Origin of the sequence: Halomonas qaidamensis, assembly GCF_025917315.1 — a bacterium.
GTDB classification, from domain to species: Bacteria; Pseudomonadota; Gammaproteobacteria; order Pseudomonadales; family Halomonadaceae; genus Vreelandella; species Vreelandella qaidamensis.
In genome coordinates this window covers 924911-940927 of sequence record NZ_CP080627.1, presented here as the reverse complement: position 1 = coordinate 940927, position 16017 = coordinate 924911, and the positions used below count along the sequence as shown (strand labels likewise).

Annotated in this window: 14 protein-coding genes; 5 read left to right on the top strand and 9 right to left on the bottom strand. The window is 50.6% G+C overall.

All coding sequences use genetic code 11. From position 1 onward, the window contains the following. Nucleotides 1-94: 94 nt before the first annotated feature. Nucleotides 95-751 carry an amino acid kinase family protein gene (locus tag K1Y77_RS04395; RefSeq protein WP_264430533.1) on the bottom strand — a complete coding sequence of 219 codons (657 nt, stop codon included), beginning with the start codon at nucleotides 749-751 and terminating at the stop codon, nucleotides 95-97. Nucleotides 752-975: 224 nt separating this feature from the next. Here K1Y77_RS04395 and K1Y77_RS04390 point away from each other — a divergent pair, with 224 nt between their 5' ends. Next, nucleotides 976-2442: a DASS family sodium-coupled anion symporter gene (locus K1Y77_RS04390; RefSeq protein WP_320055283.1), complete on the top strand. Its 1467-nt coding sequence runs from the start codon at nucleotides 976-978 to the stop codon at nucleotides 2440-2442. Nucleotides 2443-2523: 81 nt separating this feature from the next. On the opposite strand, the gene K1Y77_RS04385 is transcribed toward K1Y77_RS04390, so the two are convergent. The 6 genes from K1Y77_RS04385 to K1Y77_RS04360 all read right to left on the bottom strand — a co-directional run bounded on the left by K1Y77_RS04385 (nucleotide 2524) and on the right by K1Y77_RS04360 (nucleotide 7965). Further along, complete coding sequence (locus tag K1Y77_RS04385; protein ID WP_030069995.1) at nucleotides 2524-2703, bottom strand: CsbD family protein; 180 nt, start codon at nucleotides 2701-2703, stop codon at nucleotides 2524-2526. A 362-nt stretch (nucleotides 2704-3065) separates the two neighbouring features. Next, the gene (locus tag K1Y77_RS04380; protein ID WP_030069993.1) at nucleotides 3066-4394 is read right to left on the bottom strand and encodes a TRAP transporter large permease; all 1329 of its coding nucleotides are present in this window, start codon (nucleotides 4392-4394) and stop codon (nucleotides 3066-3068) included. Beyond that, on the bottom strand, nucleotides 4391-4906 hold the full coding sequence (locus K1Y77_RS04375; RefSeq protein ID WP_030069991.1) for a TRAP transporter small permease subunit: 516 nt from the start codon (nucleotides 4904-4906) through the stop codon (nucleotides 4391-4393). Before K1Y77_RS04375 ends, K1Y77_RS04380 begins: the two co-directional genes overlap by 4 nt. A 91-nt stretch (nucleotides 4907-4997) precedes the next feature. Next, nucleotides 4998-6050, bottom strand: a complete 1053-nt coding sequence (locus K1Y77_RS04370) for a type 2 periplasmic-binding domain-containing protein (protein WP_030069990.1) — start codon at nucleotides 6048-6050, stop codon at nucleotides 4998-5000. Nucleotides 6051-6417: 367 nt separating this feature from the next. After that, nucleotides 6418-6927 carry a porin family protein gene (locus K1Y77_RS04365; RefSeq protein WP_030069988.1) on the bottom strand — a complete coding sequence of 170 codons (510 nt, stop codon included), beginning with the start codon at nucleotides 6925-6927 and terminating at the stop codon, nucleotides 6418-6420. A 117-nt stretch (nucleotides 6928-7044) separates the two neighbouring features. After that, on the bottom strand, nucleotides 7045-7965 hold the full coding sequence (locus K1Y77_RS04360) for an EamA family transporter (RefSeq protein ID WP_030069986.1): 921 nt from the start codon (nucleotides 7963-7965) through the stop codon (nucleotides 7045-7047). A gap of 153 nt (nucleotides 7966-8118) precedes the next feature. Here K1Y77_RS04360 and K1Y77_RS04355 point away from each other — a divergent pair, with 153 nt between their 5' ends. Beyond that, the gene (locus tag K1Y77_RS04355; protein WP_030069984.1) at nucleotides 8119-9303 is read left to right on the top strand and encodes an acetate/propionate family kinase; all 1185 of its coding nucleotides are present in this window, start codon (nucleotides 8119-8121) and stop codon (nucleotides 9301-9303) included. Next, a complete protein-coding gene (gene pta, locus K1Y77_RS04350) occupies nucleotides 9300-11483 on the top strand; it encodes a phosphate acetyltransferase (RefSeq protein ID WP_030069982.1) in 2184 nt (727 codons plus the stop codon). Before K1Y77_RS04355 ends, pta begins: the two co-directional genes overlap by 4 nt. Before the next feature lie 111 nt (nucleotides 11484-11594). Here the strand turns inward: pta and cyoE are convergent, their stop codons facing one another. Beyond that, nucleotides 11595-12518 (bottom strand): heme o synthase, encoded by a 924-nt coding sequence (cyoE, locus tag K1Y77_RS04345; protein ID WP_030069980.1) that lies wholly within the window; start codon nucleotides 12516-12518, stop codon nucleotides 11595-11597. Between the two features lie 253 nt (nucleotides 12519-12771). Beyond that, entirely contained in the window at nucleotides 12772-13539 is a 768-nt protein-coding gene (locus tag K1Y77_RS04340) for a DeoR/GlpR family DNA-binding transcription regulator (protein WP_030069978.1), read from the bottom strand. Nucleotides 13540-13800: 261 nt separating this feature from the next. Between K1Y77_RS04340 and K1Y77_RS04335 the strand changes: the two genes are divergently transcribed. Beyond that, nucleotides 13801-14643 (top strand): outer membrane protein OmpK, encoded by an 843-nt coding sequence (locus K1Y77_RS04335; RefSeq protein WP_264018666.1) that lies wholly within the window; start codon nucleotides 13801-13803, stop codon nucleotides 14641-14643. 33 nt (nucleotides 14644-14676) lie between these two features. Continuing rightward, nucleotides 14677-15960, top strand: coding sequence for a NupC/NupG family nucleoside CNT transporter (locus K1Y77_RS04330; RefSeq protein WP_030069974.1), 1284 nt, complete (start codon nucleotides 14677-14679; stop codon nucleotides 15958-15960). Nucleotides 15961-16017 lie beyond the last annotated feature (57 nt).

Sequence of the window (16017 nt, the reverse complement as noted above, 5' to 3'; positions counted from 1 at the left end):
AGCAGCTTATTGTTTGTAATAAAAAGCCATGACAAGAGCGCCTTTAAAAAAAGCTAATGCGAGGCTCCTTAATAAAGCTTCTCAGCAACAGCACCTAATAAAAATTAATGTCTTGTAGGCTGGTGCTACCGCGGGTGCCTGCTATTCCCTGAAGAATTTCTTCGATATCCGCCAATGCACCAATAACCGCTTCTTTTCCGGTATTTCTGCTGTAGCGGCATGCCGCTTCTATTTTTGGCCCCATGGAACCCGCCGCAAACTGCATATCATCTAGTACATCCGGATGAGCACTGGCGATCGCCTTCTGGTTTGGCCCTTTCCAGTCGACATAAGCGGCATCTACATCCGTCGCAATGATCAGCAAATCAGCCTGCAATTGCTCAGCGAGAAGAGCTGAACAGAGATCCTTATCGATCACCGCCTCTACGCCATGGAGCTTATTATTTTCGTCGTAAGCAGTAGGGTTCCCTCCCCCGCCAGCACAAATGACGATAGTGCCTTTTTCCTTAGCCAGGCGCTCGGCTTCATCCTCTGTATAAACCGGGCCTATCGGCTTGCTGGGGTGCTGAAACGCAGGGTCATCAAGGTCAACTTCCACCTGTGTTAATAAAGTAGCCAACGGAACCTCAACCGACAGCAGATTGCCAAGCTCCTGCTCAATCATGTAACCGATCATGCCTTCCGTTTCTGCTCCTAGCACATCCAGTGGATAGGCGCTGACATCCGTGTAAGCGGCCCCTTGTAGTGCCAAAAGACAATTAATAACGGTTTAATATAAATTAATCTATTTAAAGAATATGCTACTAGTCAGGCACATAATCCCTTTTAGGGAAAACATCCATTGACCCATCTTTGACGTAGGGCAAATCGTCTTGCACCTGCTTGGAATAGACTAAAGTAGAGACTAGGCGTCCTCTTCTCTTACTGCTGGTGGACGTGTCACTTATACTTATTTCATTGATATGGACTTCTATGATGCCAACTCTTCCTTTCAAACCCTGGTCGACCGCAATCGCTGTGGCGATCACCCTCTTTATTTGGCTGGTGATTCCTTTGCCTGAAGGGTTAACGCCAAATGCTTGGCTCATGTTGGCAATTTTTGTCGGCACCATTGCCGCGATTATTGGCAAGGCCATGCCGATTGGCGCGATATCTGTGATTGCAATTTCTATTGTCGCGGCAAGCGGTGTTACCGGCGATACACCAGGCGAAGCCATTAATGTCGCCTTAAGCAGTTATGCCAACCCGCTTATCTGGTTAATTGCGATTGCGATTATGATTTCACGAGGGTTGATCAAAACCGGTTTAGGCGCGCGCATTGGCTACTATTTCATCTCTATTTTCGGCAAACGCACGTTGGGGATTGGTTATGGCCTCGCCTTTTCAGAGCTGTCTATTGCGCCCGTTACCCCAAGCAATACAGCCCGGGGCGGCGGTATTATTCACCCTATTATGCGCTCGATTGCCCATAGTTTTGATTCACATCCTGAAGACAATACCTCGGGCAAAATCGGCAAATATTTAGCACTGGTGAATTACCATAGCAATCCGATCACCTCGGCTATGTTCATCACTGCCACCGCTCCGAATCCATTGACTGTTCAACTTATCTCATCCGCTACCGGAGCCGAAATACAGCTGAGCTGGCTAACCTGGGCGATCGCCATGCTGCTCCCGGGCTTGGTCGCCATCCTGGCGATGCCGTACATTCTGTACTTGCTTTATCCGCCTGAAATTAAAGAAACGCCGAATGCCACGCAATTAGCAAAGGACAAGCTAACCGAGCTGGGTAAGCTGAGTCGAAATGAGGGCATCATGCTGTTCGTTTTCTTCGTGCTGCTGTTACTTTGGGCGGATATCCCAGCGATTTTCTTGGGGGATGCAGTAACACTTAATACTACAACGTCTGCGTTTATTGGCCTTTCCATGCTGCTGCTGACCGGGGTATTAACCTGGGAGGATGTGCTAAAAGAGAAAAATGCCTGGGATACGCTGTTGTGGTTTGGCGCACTTATCATGATGGCCAGCCAGCTTAACGAAACAGGCCTCATTACTTGGTTTTCTGCAAATATGCAGGACTGGATTACCATGATGGGAATTGGCTGGGCAGGTGCCTCTGCACTGCTGGTGCTAACGTTCCTTTATACCCACTACTTTTTTGCCAGCACTACCGCACATATCACCGCAATGATGGCGGCATTTCTCACCGTTGGCTTAAGCCTCGGTGCTCCACCCATGCCTTTTGTGCTGATTATGGCGGCTACGTCTTCCATCATGATGACATTAACCCATTACGCCACCGGCACTTCGCCTGTGATCTTTGGCTCAGGCTACCTGACGCTGGGAGAGTGGTGGAAAGCTGGTTTTATTATGAGCGTGGTCAATCTGCTCATTTGGGTAGTCGTCGGTGGCTTATGGTGGAAACTTCTTGGCCACTACTGAGTAGCCTCTTAAAGCAGTGGTTACCTAAAAACCAACAGAGGCCATTGGCCTCTGTTGGTAGTGGGGTAACTTGGTTAGACGTTATTTCTTAGCCTTTTCCTTGGCATCACCTTTGCCTTTTTGAAGCTCGCCTTCTGCTTGCTGAACCTTGCCCTTGGCTTCGGTTTTTTCGCTTCCCGTCGCCTTTCCTACTGCTTCCTTAACATTGCCAGCAGCTTTATTAGCCGAGCCTTTCATTTTATCTTCTTTGCCATTTTCCATGACTTACACCTCTAATCCGTTAGTGGAGAAGACACCGCACGCTAAATGAATTTGTGTATCGCGTCGCGGCTCCTTTATTAGCGTAGCCCTTGTTAGTAACGTTACCTCAATTACTTTCGTTAAATTTTCATTCGTGAATTAGCTAAATTAAGGTTAGCGAACCTGCCTTTGCTACCCACAGGTGCTGGCGCAAAATATTCAAGGGGTAGAGGCATGACAGGCAACATACTCTAGCTCTGACATTTTTCCCACGACTAACGACTTACCACAGCATGCTAAAAAATTTCTTTTCTTCTAGATGGAGCCAAAAAAAGCCGCCTTTTTAAGGGCGGCCAACAGAAAGGGGGGTTACTTACGTTCAACTAGCGCCAGGAAGGACCACCCATTACATCCGGTAACCATAGCGCAATTTCTGGAAACGCTAATACCAAGGCTAATACTACAAGCTGCGCTAAAATAAAGGGTACAACCCCTTTGTACATATGCTTCAGCGTTACTTCAGGAGGAGTAATTGCCCGGAGGTAGAAAATAGCAGGTGCCAAAGGAGGCGTCAGATAACTGGTTTGCAGTACCACTAAGAAGGCGACACAGAACCAGATTTCATCGAAGCCCAGCATTCTTACAATGGGCATTGCCACAGGGATAATGATAAGTACCACGGAGATCAAATCCAGTACAAAACCTGCGATAAAAGCGATCAGCAGAATAAGGCCTAGAATCATCCAAGGGCTCAAGCCTGTGTCCATTAGTAAGGCTTGCACCGTCGCCATTCCTCCTGAGGCAAAAAATACCCCAGCGAACATACTCCCCCCCATCACAATGAGCAGAATCATGGCTGAAATATTGACGGTCTTCACGGCCGATGCCCAAAGTACCGTTACCTTTAAGTTACGGTATGCAGCGGCCAAAATGATCGCACCCAAAGCACCACATGCTGCAGCCTCTGTTGGTGTAGCCAAGCCCATAAGAATGGTGCCAAGCACAGTAAAAATCAGCAGCATGGTAGGCACCAACGCGACTAGCGTAATACGTATCTTTTCACCTAGCGCAATATCCGGCGTCTGCTCTTCAATGCGTGGTGCCATCTCAGGTTTAAGATAAGCAATCCCAATGATGTAGACCAGGAACATGACTGCCATTAAGAAACCGGGTATTAGCAAACCGCTAAACAGCGATCCAACCGAGACCCCAGCGACAGGACCAAGAACCACTACGGTAATAGAAGGCGGTATCGCAGTACCTAATGACCCACTGGCACAGATGGTGCCTGACATCAGACTTTTACTGTAGTGATGCTTAAGCATCACCGGAATAGCCAGCATGCCAATCACCGCTTCTGTCGCCCCCACAACACCGCTGGAAGCAGCAAACAATGTTCCTAAAATAATCGCACCGATGCCTAGCCCACCGGGTAAACGACGCGTCCACATGTGAATTGCTTCGAACAAGCGCTCGGCAATGCCTGAACGCTCAAGCATGGCGCCCATAAAAATAAACAGCGGTACTGCCGCAAGAATGGAGTTAGATGCCGTGTCTTCAATTTTGGTCAACAGCTGATAAGCCGCCACATCGCCAAACTGAATAATACCAAATCCGGTTGCTACCAGAATCATTGAGAAGGCAATGGGAAAACCAGCAATAATTAGTGTCATCAAAGCAGGAAACATCAGCAACGCAAGATAGCTACTCATTCGGCTAGCTCCTTAACGTGATGTTTACCAGTTATCAAACACACTGATTTCAACAACTCGGCAATTACCTGAAGGGCTAGTAGCGCAAAGCCAACAAACCATACCGTAAAAATCGGCCATACGACTGGGTTCCAGGCTGAGCGTCCCGAGCGTTCGTTGGTTTCAAACGCAGAGAGAGCGTACTTGGAAAGCTCCCATACCAGCCACACTAACACCGGCAGGAACAACACATAGCCAATTGCCCGTATAGCGGCATTGGCCTTTTCGCTCAGCTGTAAAGACACAATGTCCACGCTGACGTGTTGGCCGATACGCAACGCATTGGCCATCCCCAGCATAAACATTGCTCCCATTACCATATAGCTGACTTCAAAAGCCCATAACGTAGGGCGGCCGGCAACGTAACGGCTGAGCACTTCAATGATTAATGCGCCAATTAAAGGAAGTACAAGAAGAGCGCCCAACCAGCCAGCAAAGCGGGTCAGCGCCTCTATGGATCGGATTAGTTTCATGACGGAATCTCAGCGTATAAGGGGGACAGGCAGCAGACGCCAACAAAAGAGAGGCCCACTAAGGCCTCTCTGATCATTTACCTAATCGCTGTTAGCGACCCATAACACCAATCGGTAGACGATATTCCGACCAGCTATTCATATCATTTTTAAAGGAGCGCTGAGATTCAAGAACACGGGCAAACCACTCGTTTTCAGCGGCGTATTCATCTTCCCACTTAGTCGTTTCTTCATAAATGGCGTCGATGAAGGATTGATCCAATTCTACTATCTCGTTAGGACCGTCCACGAGTTCTTGATAAGCTTCTAAGTCAGCAAACGAGCTAGCTAGCCACGTATCAAACACCGATAACTTACCTGCAAGACGCAGCATACGCTGATCTTCTTCGCTCAGCTCTTCCCATGTATCACTATTGACTTGGCACTCAAGAAAGCCACCCGACTGGTGTACACCAGGCGTAATAACGTATTGCGCAACTTCTTGGAAGCCTGTTGGACGGTTCATTTCAGGACTTCCCCACTCGGCAGCATCAATAACGCCACGTTCCAGGGCGCTGTAGATATCACTACCTGCCATAACTACCGTAGAAGCCCCTAGGCGAGAAGCAATTTCTGCCCATGCGCCAGAAGTCCGCAGTCGCAGCCCCTGGAAATCTTCAAGCGTCCTGACAGGCTTATTAGAGTGGAGGAAAATTTCGGTGCCGAGGATGGCACACGGGAACGCTACAACATCGAACACTTCACGACGATACTCTTCGTAAAGATCTGCACCACCACCCTCGTACATCCATAGCATAAACTCTTCAGGCGTTAGGCCGCTTGAGTGACCTGCCAATAGAGCGGTGGTTGGGTCAGTGCCATAATCATAGTTAATGTAGTTATGACTTACCTGGGCAACCCCCGATTTAACACTGTTGGTAACTCGCAGTGCGCTGCCCAGCGTGCCGCCAGGATAGACCTCGATAGCGATTTTTCCGTTAGTCAACTCATTAACGCGATCTGCAAACATCTGTGCATCACGCTCAAGCCACGGGCCACCGCTCCACGGTGTTGCCATACGCCACTCGATTTCAGCGGCACTTGCAGCAGTTGCAAGGCCGACACTTAGTCCTACTGCCAAGGCGATTTTACTAATTTTATACATGGTAGTTTCCCTTTGTAGAGCGTTATGAGGTTGTTCGCTGGCTACCTGTAATAGTTATTAATTTTCAACACTATCAGCTTCGCAAACGCAGCATTTGGCCCAAACTCTGCAAAAATATGCTCATCCTCAGAAATACGGGCTAATTTTGCTCTCAGCCTTTTTCACAGCCTTAGTCAAGGGGAAAACCAATATCTACCAAACTAATCAATGCTCCTCTCTCAACATCGAGAACCCACCAAAAAGCCCCTACCACTTAACTACGTGATAGGGGCTACATGGTGATGCCTGAATAGATACGCCCGTACTAGGTAATCTTTGTAACGATACACCTCGATCAGCGCATGGTTACTGTTTTAAAGTGACAGTCTTAAAAACGGTACTTTAGACCCACGCTGGCAGCATCGAAATCATAGGCAGATTTATCCAAGTAACGCATATAGTCCGCACCTACAGAGACATTCGGGGCGATATCCATTTCCGCGCCTGCACCGTAGGAGAAACCGGTTTCACGGTCGTTGTTAATATCTACCTCAGTGAAGCCCGCTAAGCCGTATAAACGCACTTCAGGTGCAATGGGTACAATACCTTTCGCATAGGCACCGGCGACATGATCTAGCTCAGCGCCGCCATCAGAACCGCCAGACCCTAAATGCGCTTCCAGGGCAAAATAGTCATTGAACTGTGCCCCACCGCGGAGACGTAAGCCAACGTCATCGCGGGAAGAGCCTCTTTCTGGGTTCAGGCTCCAAAACATGGCATCACCGCCCACATATCCTTGTGGGTACTGGAAGGGCTGTTGCGCTTGAGCCGATGCCGCGAAAGTACTCGCACCAACGAAAAGCGCGGCGGAGGTAAGTGATAATACGGTCATCTTCATAAGTTAAACCTCAGTTAAAAAACAGCGTTTCCTTACACTTTTTAATTGTGGCTCAACCCTATCGAGAACGCAATTTAACAGCTCAACTTGCATTTAATTTCCTTTTTCCGCTCCAGCTTAACGACCTTTAGAAAGGCTGAGCACAACAATGCCACCAACCACCACTGCCCCGCCAACCAGTTGGCTTGGGCTAAGCATCTGTCCTAGAACGATATAACCAAGTAATAAAGACGCTACTGGCTCGAAGTTCATCACCGGGGCATTGCGCGCCATATCCAGGCGAGGCACAAAAATAAATAGTAGGGAAAAAGCACTGCCATAGAGCAAAGCCAATAAGGCTAGTCCTGTCCAGCCTGCGCTGTTATCCGGCAAGCTCATTCCCCCAGGCACTGCGCCCAGCAACCCGCCAACAATCATGACAATAAATACCGTTTGCATGGTCAACAAGCTACGGAACGTGCTGCCAACCCCTGCCAGTCGATGCTCAGTAACCCAGAGCGCACAAGCAAACGCAAAAGCGGCAGTTAACCCAAATCCAATACCGGCTAACCATTCAGGCCCCATGGCATTAGCATCCGCAAACCAACTCGGTATATCGAGCACCACTAACAGCCCAATTAAGATCGTGCCCATAATCAGACAGCTACGCAGTGAAGGCCGAGACCCGCCTAGTGCCCAACTTAACAGCGCTAGTTGAATAGGAAAGGTATTGACCAGCAGGAGCGCAATAACCACCGGCAAGCGTGCAACCGCTGAATAAAGACTCACGCTTTGAATAGCAATAAGCAGCCCTACCGCTAATTGCCATGGCCAGGTGCTGGGAGGTAGCCAGAGTCGCTTCTTCTGAACTAGTACCAACGTCAGCAAAATCAAACACGCCACGCCTGAGCGCATTAATACCGCAAGCAGCAAGCCAGTGCCGTTATCAAACGCTAACCGCGCGGAAACGTGGTTGGCAGCAAACATCGTCGCTACTGACATCATCAAAAGAATGGCTAAGTGACGCGGCAGCAGCACGGGTAACGGCGAAGAAGACATAAGAAAAAAACGGCTCATTTTCAGTGGGTATGTCGTCAGAGTGCCGACATTTTAAGGTTAAGGCTAACCCAATAGCCCGCTAATATCATGCAACGCAGCATGCTAAACTAAGGTCTACCCCAATTTTATGCTAACTACTTTATAAAGGTTGTTATGAACACATCGGTGCTGGTCATTAACTGCGGCTCATCTTCTATTAAATATGCGTTGATTGATTCAGACCCTAATGCATCACGGTTAGCGGGTTTAGCAGAGCGACTAGGCAGTAGCGAAGCCTGTTTAAAGGGCAATACTAGCTCAGGTAAACGCTTCACTCAGACACTACCCAATGCTGATCACGCTGAAGCGCTGAAGGCCATTCTTGAGCGACTAGAAGGTCGAGTACCCGGTGCAGTTGGGCACCGTATTGTTCACGGCGGCGAGCACTTTACCCAGGCGGCAATGATTGACGATCATGTTATTGATGCAATTGAAGCCACTGCAGCGCTTGCGCCACTGCATAACCCGGCTAACTTAGCGGGCATTGCCGCTACCCAAGATGTGTTTCCTGACCTGCCTCAGGTAGCCGTGTTTGATACTGCTTTTCACCAAACACTGCCCCCACGGGCCTACCGCTACGCACTACCTGAAGCGTTGTATACCGAATACGGAATCCGTCGCTACGGATTTCATGGCACTAGCCATGCATATGTCAGCCAGCGTGCCGCCACATTAAGCAACCGCGGTGCAGGCGGCTGGCTGACCGCTCACCTAGGTAATGGCTGTTCTACTAGCGCCATCTGGAATAACCAAAGCCTGGATACCAGCATGGGGCTTACGCCGCTGGAAGGCTTAGTGATGGGAACCCGCAGCGGCGATGTCGACCCTGGCTTGCATGCTCATCTTCACCGCCAACTAAATTGGTCACTGGATGAGATTGACAACGTACTTAACAAGCAAAGTGGCTTATTAGGCCTTTCCGGCCTGACCAATGATATGCGTGAGGTCGAAGACCAAGCGCTGGCTGGTCATAAAGGTGCCAAACTCGCGCTAGACGTATTTTGCTATCGGATTGCTAAATCGCTAGCGGCCCTCTCCTGTGCCCTGCCACAACTCGATGGCATTATTTTTACCGGCGGCATTGGTGAAAACTCACCCACCGTTCGTCGTAACGTATTGGCACTATTACCTCACTTTCGTTTCAGTGTCGATGATGTGGCTAACGAAGCCACCATTCGCGGCAAAGAAGGCAAGGTGGATAACGCCGATCACCATGGTCCCGAAGTATGGGTCATTCCCACTGATGAAGAGGGACGTATCGCCATGGAAACCCGCCACTGCGTGGAGACCTCTGAATGAACAACGCTACCGAGCAGCCCCAGGCTATCTTACTGGTGCCTACTAGCATGGGAGCTGGGTTAACCTCCGCTTGCCTAGGGTTAATTCAAGCGCTGGATACCATCGGCCTGAAAGCCGGCTTTTTAAAGCCATTTATGCAAAATGAGCTAAACGGCCCAGGACTGGACCGTTCAACGGCGCTGGTGTCGCGTACGCTGAATCAACGCCCGCCCTCACCTATTTCCCAGGCACGGCTTGAACGTTTACTACGCGATGATCAAACCGATGAGCTGATGGAAAACGTCGTTGAGCTCTTTGAGCAGGTCACCCAACAGGCCTACCGAGACGGCAGCGCCTTAGACTTAGTCGTGGTGGAGGGCGTTGTTCCTACCCAACACACCACCTATGCGACCCAAACCAATGCCCAACTCGCCGACGCCCTGAATGCACGTATCATCCTGGTCGGTACTGGTGATTTAAACGAACCGCAACAGCTTGCCGAAGAGCTGGATATGCATGCCAGAAGCTTTGGCGGTGTTAGTTCCAGTCGCACGCTGGGCGGCATTTTAATGCGCATGAAAAACCTGCCCTATGGGCAGGAAGACGATCTTTCTGCAGCACCTGGCACAATTAAACCCCACCTTGAAGAGCCAATACTCAATGAACTGCGCCGCTATTCACCAGCGCTAGCAACCGACAGTTTTCATCTGATTGGCGTGGTGCCTTACAGCAATACCCTGAGCGCACCGCGCACTTTAGATGTTGCGCGGGCGCTGAATGCCACCATGCTCAATGAAGGGGAAGCCATTAGCCGCCGCGTGCTTTCTACCAGCCTGTGCGCGCGCAGTGCCGCCAACGCACTGCATATTTTCAAACCGGGCAGCTTGGTCGTCGCCTCTGGTGACCGTGATGATGTGATACTAGCATCCGCGCTGGCCACCATGAACGGCACCCAGCTAGCAGGCGTACTGTTAACTAATGGCTTCCTGCCTAACGACAACATGATTGAAATGTGCCGCCCGGCGCTTAAAACCGGCCTTCCGGTTCTGGTAGTAGAGACTGACAGCCTAACCACTGCCCAGAACCTCAGCCAACTCAGCCGCGAAATCCCTATGGATGATTTCGAGCGTGCCGAACAGGTGGCACGTTATGTGGCTGCCCACATGGATTTAGAGTGGCTAAAAGCGAAGCTCAGCCGTGGCTACATTCACCGCCTGTCGCCGTCAGCGTTTCGTCACCAGCTCGTTAAGCTTGCCCAGCAGGCCAAGAAGCGCATTGTGTTGCCTGAAGGCGATGAGCCACGCACCATTGAAGCCGCGATTGTGTGTCAGCGCCGTGGTATTGCCGACTGCGTGCTGCTCGGCAAGCGCGACGATATTGAAAACGTTGCCCGTCATCGCGGCCTGACGCTGCCAGATACGCTAACTATTATCGACCCTGAAAGTACCCGAGCAAAATATATTAGCCCTATGGTCGAACGCCGGCGCGGCAAGCTAAATGAACTCACTGCTGAAGGTCAGCTGCAGGACAACGTGGTACTTGGCACCATGATGCTGCAGTTAGATGAAGTCGATGGCCTTGTATCCGGTGCGGTACACACCACTGCCAATACCGTGCGCCCAGCCTTCCAGTTGATCAAAACTGCACCGGAATATAATCAAGTATCATCGATCTTCTTTATGTTATTGCCGGAACAAGTTGTGGTCTACGGAGATTGCGCGGTTAATCCTGATCCAGACGCAGAAACACTGGCAGAAATCGCTATTCAAAGCGCTCGTTCGGCAGAAGCGTTTGGTATTGAACCGCGTGTCGCCATGATCAGCTACTCCACCGGTGATTCCGGCACAGGTGCCGATGTTGATAAAGTGCGCGAAGCTACCCGCATTGCCAAAGAGCGCGCTCCACATCTCGCGATCGACGGTCCTTTGCAATACGATGCAGCCGCTATTGAGAGTGTTGGCAAGCAAAAAGCCCCAGACTCCCCTGTTGCGGGCAAAGCAACGGTGTTTGTTTTCCCCGACCTGAACACAGGTAACACCACTTATAAAGCCGTACAGCGTAGCGCTCGTGTGGTCAGTGTAGGCCCGATGCTGCAAGGCTTGAACAAGCCGGTTAACGATCTTTCCCGCGGTGCCATGGTCGACGATATCGTTTACACCATTGCACTCACCGCGATTCAGGCGAGCCAGCGGGAAAGCTAGGCCACTAGCCACTCTTTGTACGCACTACTAAAACGCCCCGAACAGATAATGAGCTGTTCGGGGCGTTTTAGGTTCAGCGTCAGAATTTATCGTTCAATGAGCGGCGAAGTATCACGCCCACATCGGCACCATGGCTTCCAACACCATGACTAGGCTCATGGCGGTAATAGTCAGGATGGACACGCCAAACACCTTTTTAGCCCAGCGCACGTCATCACCCAGTCGAAAGCCACATAATGCTAAGTAAAGCCAGTAGCCCCCCATTGCCAAGGCCACGAACAGGTAGCCGGCGCCCGCTTGGCTTGCCAGTACCAGTGCCAGTGAGGCAGGAATAAACGCAATGATATAGCCAAGAATATGATGCTTGGCTCGTTTAATACCATGCACTACCGGTAGAACAGGGATCGAGGCACGCCGGTAGTCCGCATAACGAAAAATCGCAATCGCATAAGAGTGCGGCATCTGCCACAGACAAAAGATGACCAGTAGCATGAAAGCACCGCTATCAAACTGCCCTGTCACCGCACAGTAACCCACGACCGGCGGCATTGCCCCAGAAAGACTACCCACCAGCGTGCCGTATTCAGAGTGCCGTTTCATATAGAGGCTATACAGCCCTACGTAAACCCCCCAGCCGATCACCGCTAATGCCACCGTCAAGCCATTGGTACCCAAAGCCAAACACACCACACCCGCTACCCCAAGCAGCGCCGACACACCTAGCGCTTGGGTAATAGAGACACGTCCTTTAGCCAGAGGGCGATGGCGAGTGCGCGCCATTAGCGCATCAATATCGCGGTCTATAACATTATTGCAGGCACAGCCAGACGCGATGACCAGGGCAATGCCCACCATAACAGCAGCAAACGTTATCCAATCGAATGTTCCATGAGCGGCTAAAAAATAGCCGCCGAGCGTTGCGATCAAATTGCCACCAATGATCCCTGGCTTGGTTAGCGCCAGCAGGTCGCGCCAACGGCTGGGCGCCACAACTAATCGATCATCATGTTGAGATGCGGATGCTGCATGATCCATAACGAGCCCCCTACCACCAGGACGAGTATCGCCAGAATTAAGACGAAGGATGCCAAGTCTCAACCTTCGTCCGCTTTGTTGTTTTTGTGCGTATGCGTTATCAGCTGAGCCAACATCTGAAGCGCAGCTATACAACAATAATGGCCGCCAACTGGCGGGCATCTGTTTGACCGTTCACTAAACGCCATCACGGTTAGCACTAAAGATAGCAGAAGTCCGGCGACTTACGATTTAACGCTGCTATCGTAAGAGGTTAGGCAACCGTCACGCTTAGTGATGCCCGAGGAAGGCAATCAAGCAATTTAGGTGCATGCTCATCGTCGGTTACGACAATGTCGAAATCGGATAACGCGGCAAAATAGGCAGGACGCACTAAACCAAATTTACTGGCATCGACAATCAATAGGCGCTGCATAGCAGTCGCAATGGCGGCCTGTTTTGGCGCCACTTCGTGAAAATGGAAACAGCTAACCCCCCTTTCGCAATCTACCCCCGCCGCAGAGATCAGTGCTTTATTAATGCCTAAACGCTCAATAGCAGTACGCATACCATCACTGCCAAACGATTGCGACGAAGCATAAAACAGCCCCCCTAGCAGCACTAACCGCACATTCGGCAACGCGGCTACTGCATTTGCCACGTTAAGGGCATACGTCACCACAGTCAGCTCGCGGAAATGGCTAAGCTGGCTAAGCAACGGAATTAGCGTTGAACCGCAGTCGATAAAAAGTGTATCGCCCTCTTCAATCAAGCTAGCAACTCGCTGACAAAGGCGGTGCTTAATTTGATAGTGGCTCGCCTGCTGTTCAGTCAGATCGTACACCGGCGTTACGCCAGGGTAGCTTGCCATGACTAACCGACCGCCCAATAAGCTAATCGTCGAAGGTTGCGTAGTAACGTCCCGACGGATCGTCATTTCAGAAACACCACACAGCTCAGCAGCATCGCGTAGATGCAATGTTCCCCCACTGGCAAGCGCTTCTTGCAACCTTGCCAAACGCTGAGCGCTTCGGTCATTCATGGCAAACCTCTCCTTTAATCCCAAGTTCAGATGTTATTTGCTATCAGCGCTTAGCGGCTATTCAAAACCTATGCTGGGCCAGCCCTCATGATATTTCCACTGCCATACACTGCCTTGCGGCCATGTGAGATTCATATCACATATACATAGCGTTGATGTCGTAATACTTGCAAATCAACGTTAAAAAAATAACACTCAATGTTATAATTTTAACATCACCGCCAGCCCACACGACCCATAACAAACCTTGTTGAGGCTTTCATGACTGCTCAAACCCCTTCACGTTCCCCTTTCGTCACGCTTGGCGCTGGCGTTTTACTAGCAAGTTCTATACTGGCAACCCCGGTATTCGCAGGCGATAGTCAGCCGCAACCCCTTGACCGCCTGTGGTCGTTTGCCAACGTGTCAGTCAATTACCTAGACTGGTCGAATGGCACTGAGGCACGCACCGCGAATAATGCAGCAAAAAGCGATTTTACCTTCGTTGAAATCGAAGGCGGCGTTGGCTTTAGCTGGGGTGAATTTTACGGCTTCTTCGATTTCGAGAATCCGACTAATGACCAGTTTGACGAATCGAGCGGTGGTAAAGACAACTTTCGTACCGCAGGAAAAGTCACCTCGCATATCTATTTAGGCGACAGCCCGCTATCGATCTACGCCCACCTGTACGATTTCCGCGATTATGGTTTCAACGCCCGCGAGCAGGATCAAATTCTCGGCCTCGGCTACCGCACGACGTTCGACAACGGCCTATGGTTCAAACCGTTTATTGGTGCCGCACGGGTACAAAGCGATGGCTATACCGGCATGAACGGCTACATGGCAGGCTGGGTAGCAGGTTACGACTTTACCGCATTAAACCAGAACTTCAGCGTTACCAATTGGCATGAACAGACCTTTGGTCGTGACAATGAGTACCTGGAACAAAACTACGTAAACGGCACCGCAGGTAGTGTGGGCACCAACGGCGCGCTTAGCTTGTGGTGGCATCCTTCTGACTTAATTACCACTGGCGTGCAGTATCGCTACTCAGAGAACAAACTGGGTACCCCGAACGCTTATCAAAACGCGATGATTTACTCCATCAAGCTAAACTTGCTGTAATCGCTCCACTTCACACGCTCGGAAGGTACCCACATGACCCTCATCATGAGCCTGGTAGGTATGGTTACGCTGGTAATCATTGCACTTATCTTCTCTTACGACCGTAAATCGATTCGGCTACGCACCGTGCTCGGCGCCTTTGCCATTCAGGCGGGTATTGGCGCATTTGTGCTGTATGTGCCCTTTGGCCAAGCAGTTTTACAAGCTATTTCGTCCGGCGTTAGCCAAGTATTGGTCTACGCCAATGACGGTATTGGCTTTCTGTTTGGCGGCTTAGCCGATGTCGACAACGTCGGCTTTGTTTTCGCTATTAAAGTACTCCCCGTGATTATCTTTTTCTCGTCACTCATCGCGGTACTTTATTATGTAGGCATCATGCAGTGGGTTATTCGGATTTTAGGCGGCGCGCTGCAAAAAGCCCTTGGCACTTCACGCACCGAATCGCTTTCTGCCACGGCAAACATCTTTGTTGGCCAAACCGAAGCGCCTCTAGTAGTACGTCCGTTTATTGCCCGTATGACACCTTCTCAGCTGTTTGCGGTGATGTGCGGTGGCCTGGCATCGGTGGCCGGCTCGGTACTGGCGGGCTACGCAGCATTGGGTATACCCATGGAATACTTGGTCGCCGCTTCGTTTATGGCGGCACCGGGTGGCCTACTGTTTGCCAAGCTGATCATGCCTGAAACTCAAGACGCGACCGATAGCGACAGTGTTTCTAGGGTAGAAGAAGAGCTTAAAGAGCAGGAAGATAAACCGGCCAACGTATTGGATGCAGCGGCAGCGGGCGCCACGTCAGGCATGAAACTTGCCGCCAACGTCGGTGCCATGCTGCTCGCGTTTATTGCGCTAATTGCCCTTATTAACGGCATTTTAGGTGGCATTGGCGGTTGGTTTGGCTTTGAATCACTCAGCCTTGAACTGATTCTCGGCTGGCTGTTTGCACCGCTTGCCTTTCTACTTGGTGTCCCTTGGGAAGAGGCCACGCTGGCGGGCTCGTTTATAGGTCAAAAACTGGTGGTGAATGAGTTTGTAGCCTTTATCAACTTGGCTCCCTACATTGATGGGGAACAGGTGGTAGCCGCCACAGGTCAAATGATGACACCGCACACCATGGCAATTCTTTCCTTTGCATTATGTGGTTTTGCCAACCTGTCATCCATTGCCATTTTGCTGGGCGGTTTAGGCAGTATTGCTCCTACTCGCCGCAAAGAGATTGCCCGTTTTGGCGTGAAGGCCGTATTAGCCGGTACACTCTCTAATCTAATGTCAGCCTCTATTGCTGGCTTCTTTATTGCGTTGAGTAGCGCCACAGCTTAACGCAGCGTGTACGACCCTTTGCAACGGGCGCTGCTGTTTTTACGCAGTGCCCGTTTT

Coding starts and splice junctions, on each gene's coding strand:
- K1Y77_RS04340 (WP_030069978.1), bottom strand. CDS start 13,539: ATGAATGACCGAAGCGCTCAGCGTTTGGCAAGGTTGCAAGAAGCGCTT.
- pta (WP_030069982.1), top strand. CDS start 9,300: ATGAACAACGCTACCGAGCAGCCCCAGGCTATCTTACTGGTGCCTACT.
- K1Y77_RS04330 (WP_030069974.1), top strand. CDS start 14,677: ATGACCCTCATCATGAGCCTGGTAGGTATGGTTACGCTGGTAATCATT.
- K1Y77_RS04390 (WP_320055283.1), top strand. CDS start 976: ATGCCAACTCTTCCTTTCAAACCCTGGTCGACCGCAATCGCTGTGGCG.
- K1Y77_RS04335 (WP_264018666.1), top strand. CDS start 13,801: ATGACTGCTCAAACCCCTTCACGTTCCCCTTTCGTCACGCTTGGCGCT.
- K1Y77_RS04380 (WP_030069993.1), bottom strand. CDS start 4,394: ATGAGTAGCTATCTTGCGTTGCTGATGTTTCCTGCTTTGATGACACTA.
- cyoE (WP_030069980.1), bottom strand. CDS start 12,518: ATGGATCATGCAGCATCCGCATCTCAACATGATGATCGATTAGTTGTG.
- K1Y77_RS04365 (WP_030069988.1), bottom strand. CDS start 6,927: ATGAAGATGACCGTATTATCACTTACCTCCGCCGCGCTTTTCGTTGGT.
- K1Y77_RS04385 (WP_030069995.1), bottom strand. CDS start 2,703: ATGGAAAATGGCAAAGAAGATAAAATGAAAGGCTCGGCTAATAAAGCT.
- K1Y77_RS04355 (WP_030069984.1), top strand. CDS start 8,119: ATGAACACATCGGTGCTGGTCATTAACTGCGGCTCATCTTCTATTAAA.
- K1Y77_RS04370 (WP_030069990.1), bottom strand. CDS start 6,050: ATGTATAAAATTAGTAAAATCGCCTTGGCAGTAGGACTAAGTGTCGGC.
- K1Y77_RS04360 (WP_030069986.1), bottom strand. CDS start 7,965: ATGTCTTCTTCGCCGTTACCCGTGCTGCTGCCGCGTCACTTAGCCATT.
- K1Y77_RS04375 (WP_030069991.1), bottom strand. CDS start 4,906: ATGAAACTAATCCGATCCATAGAGGCGCTGACCCGCTTTGCTGGCTGG.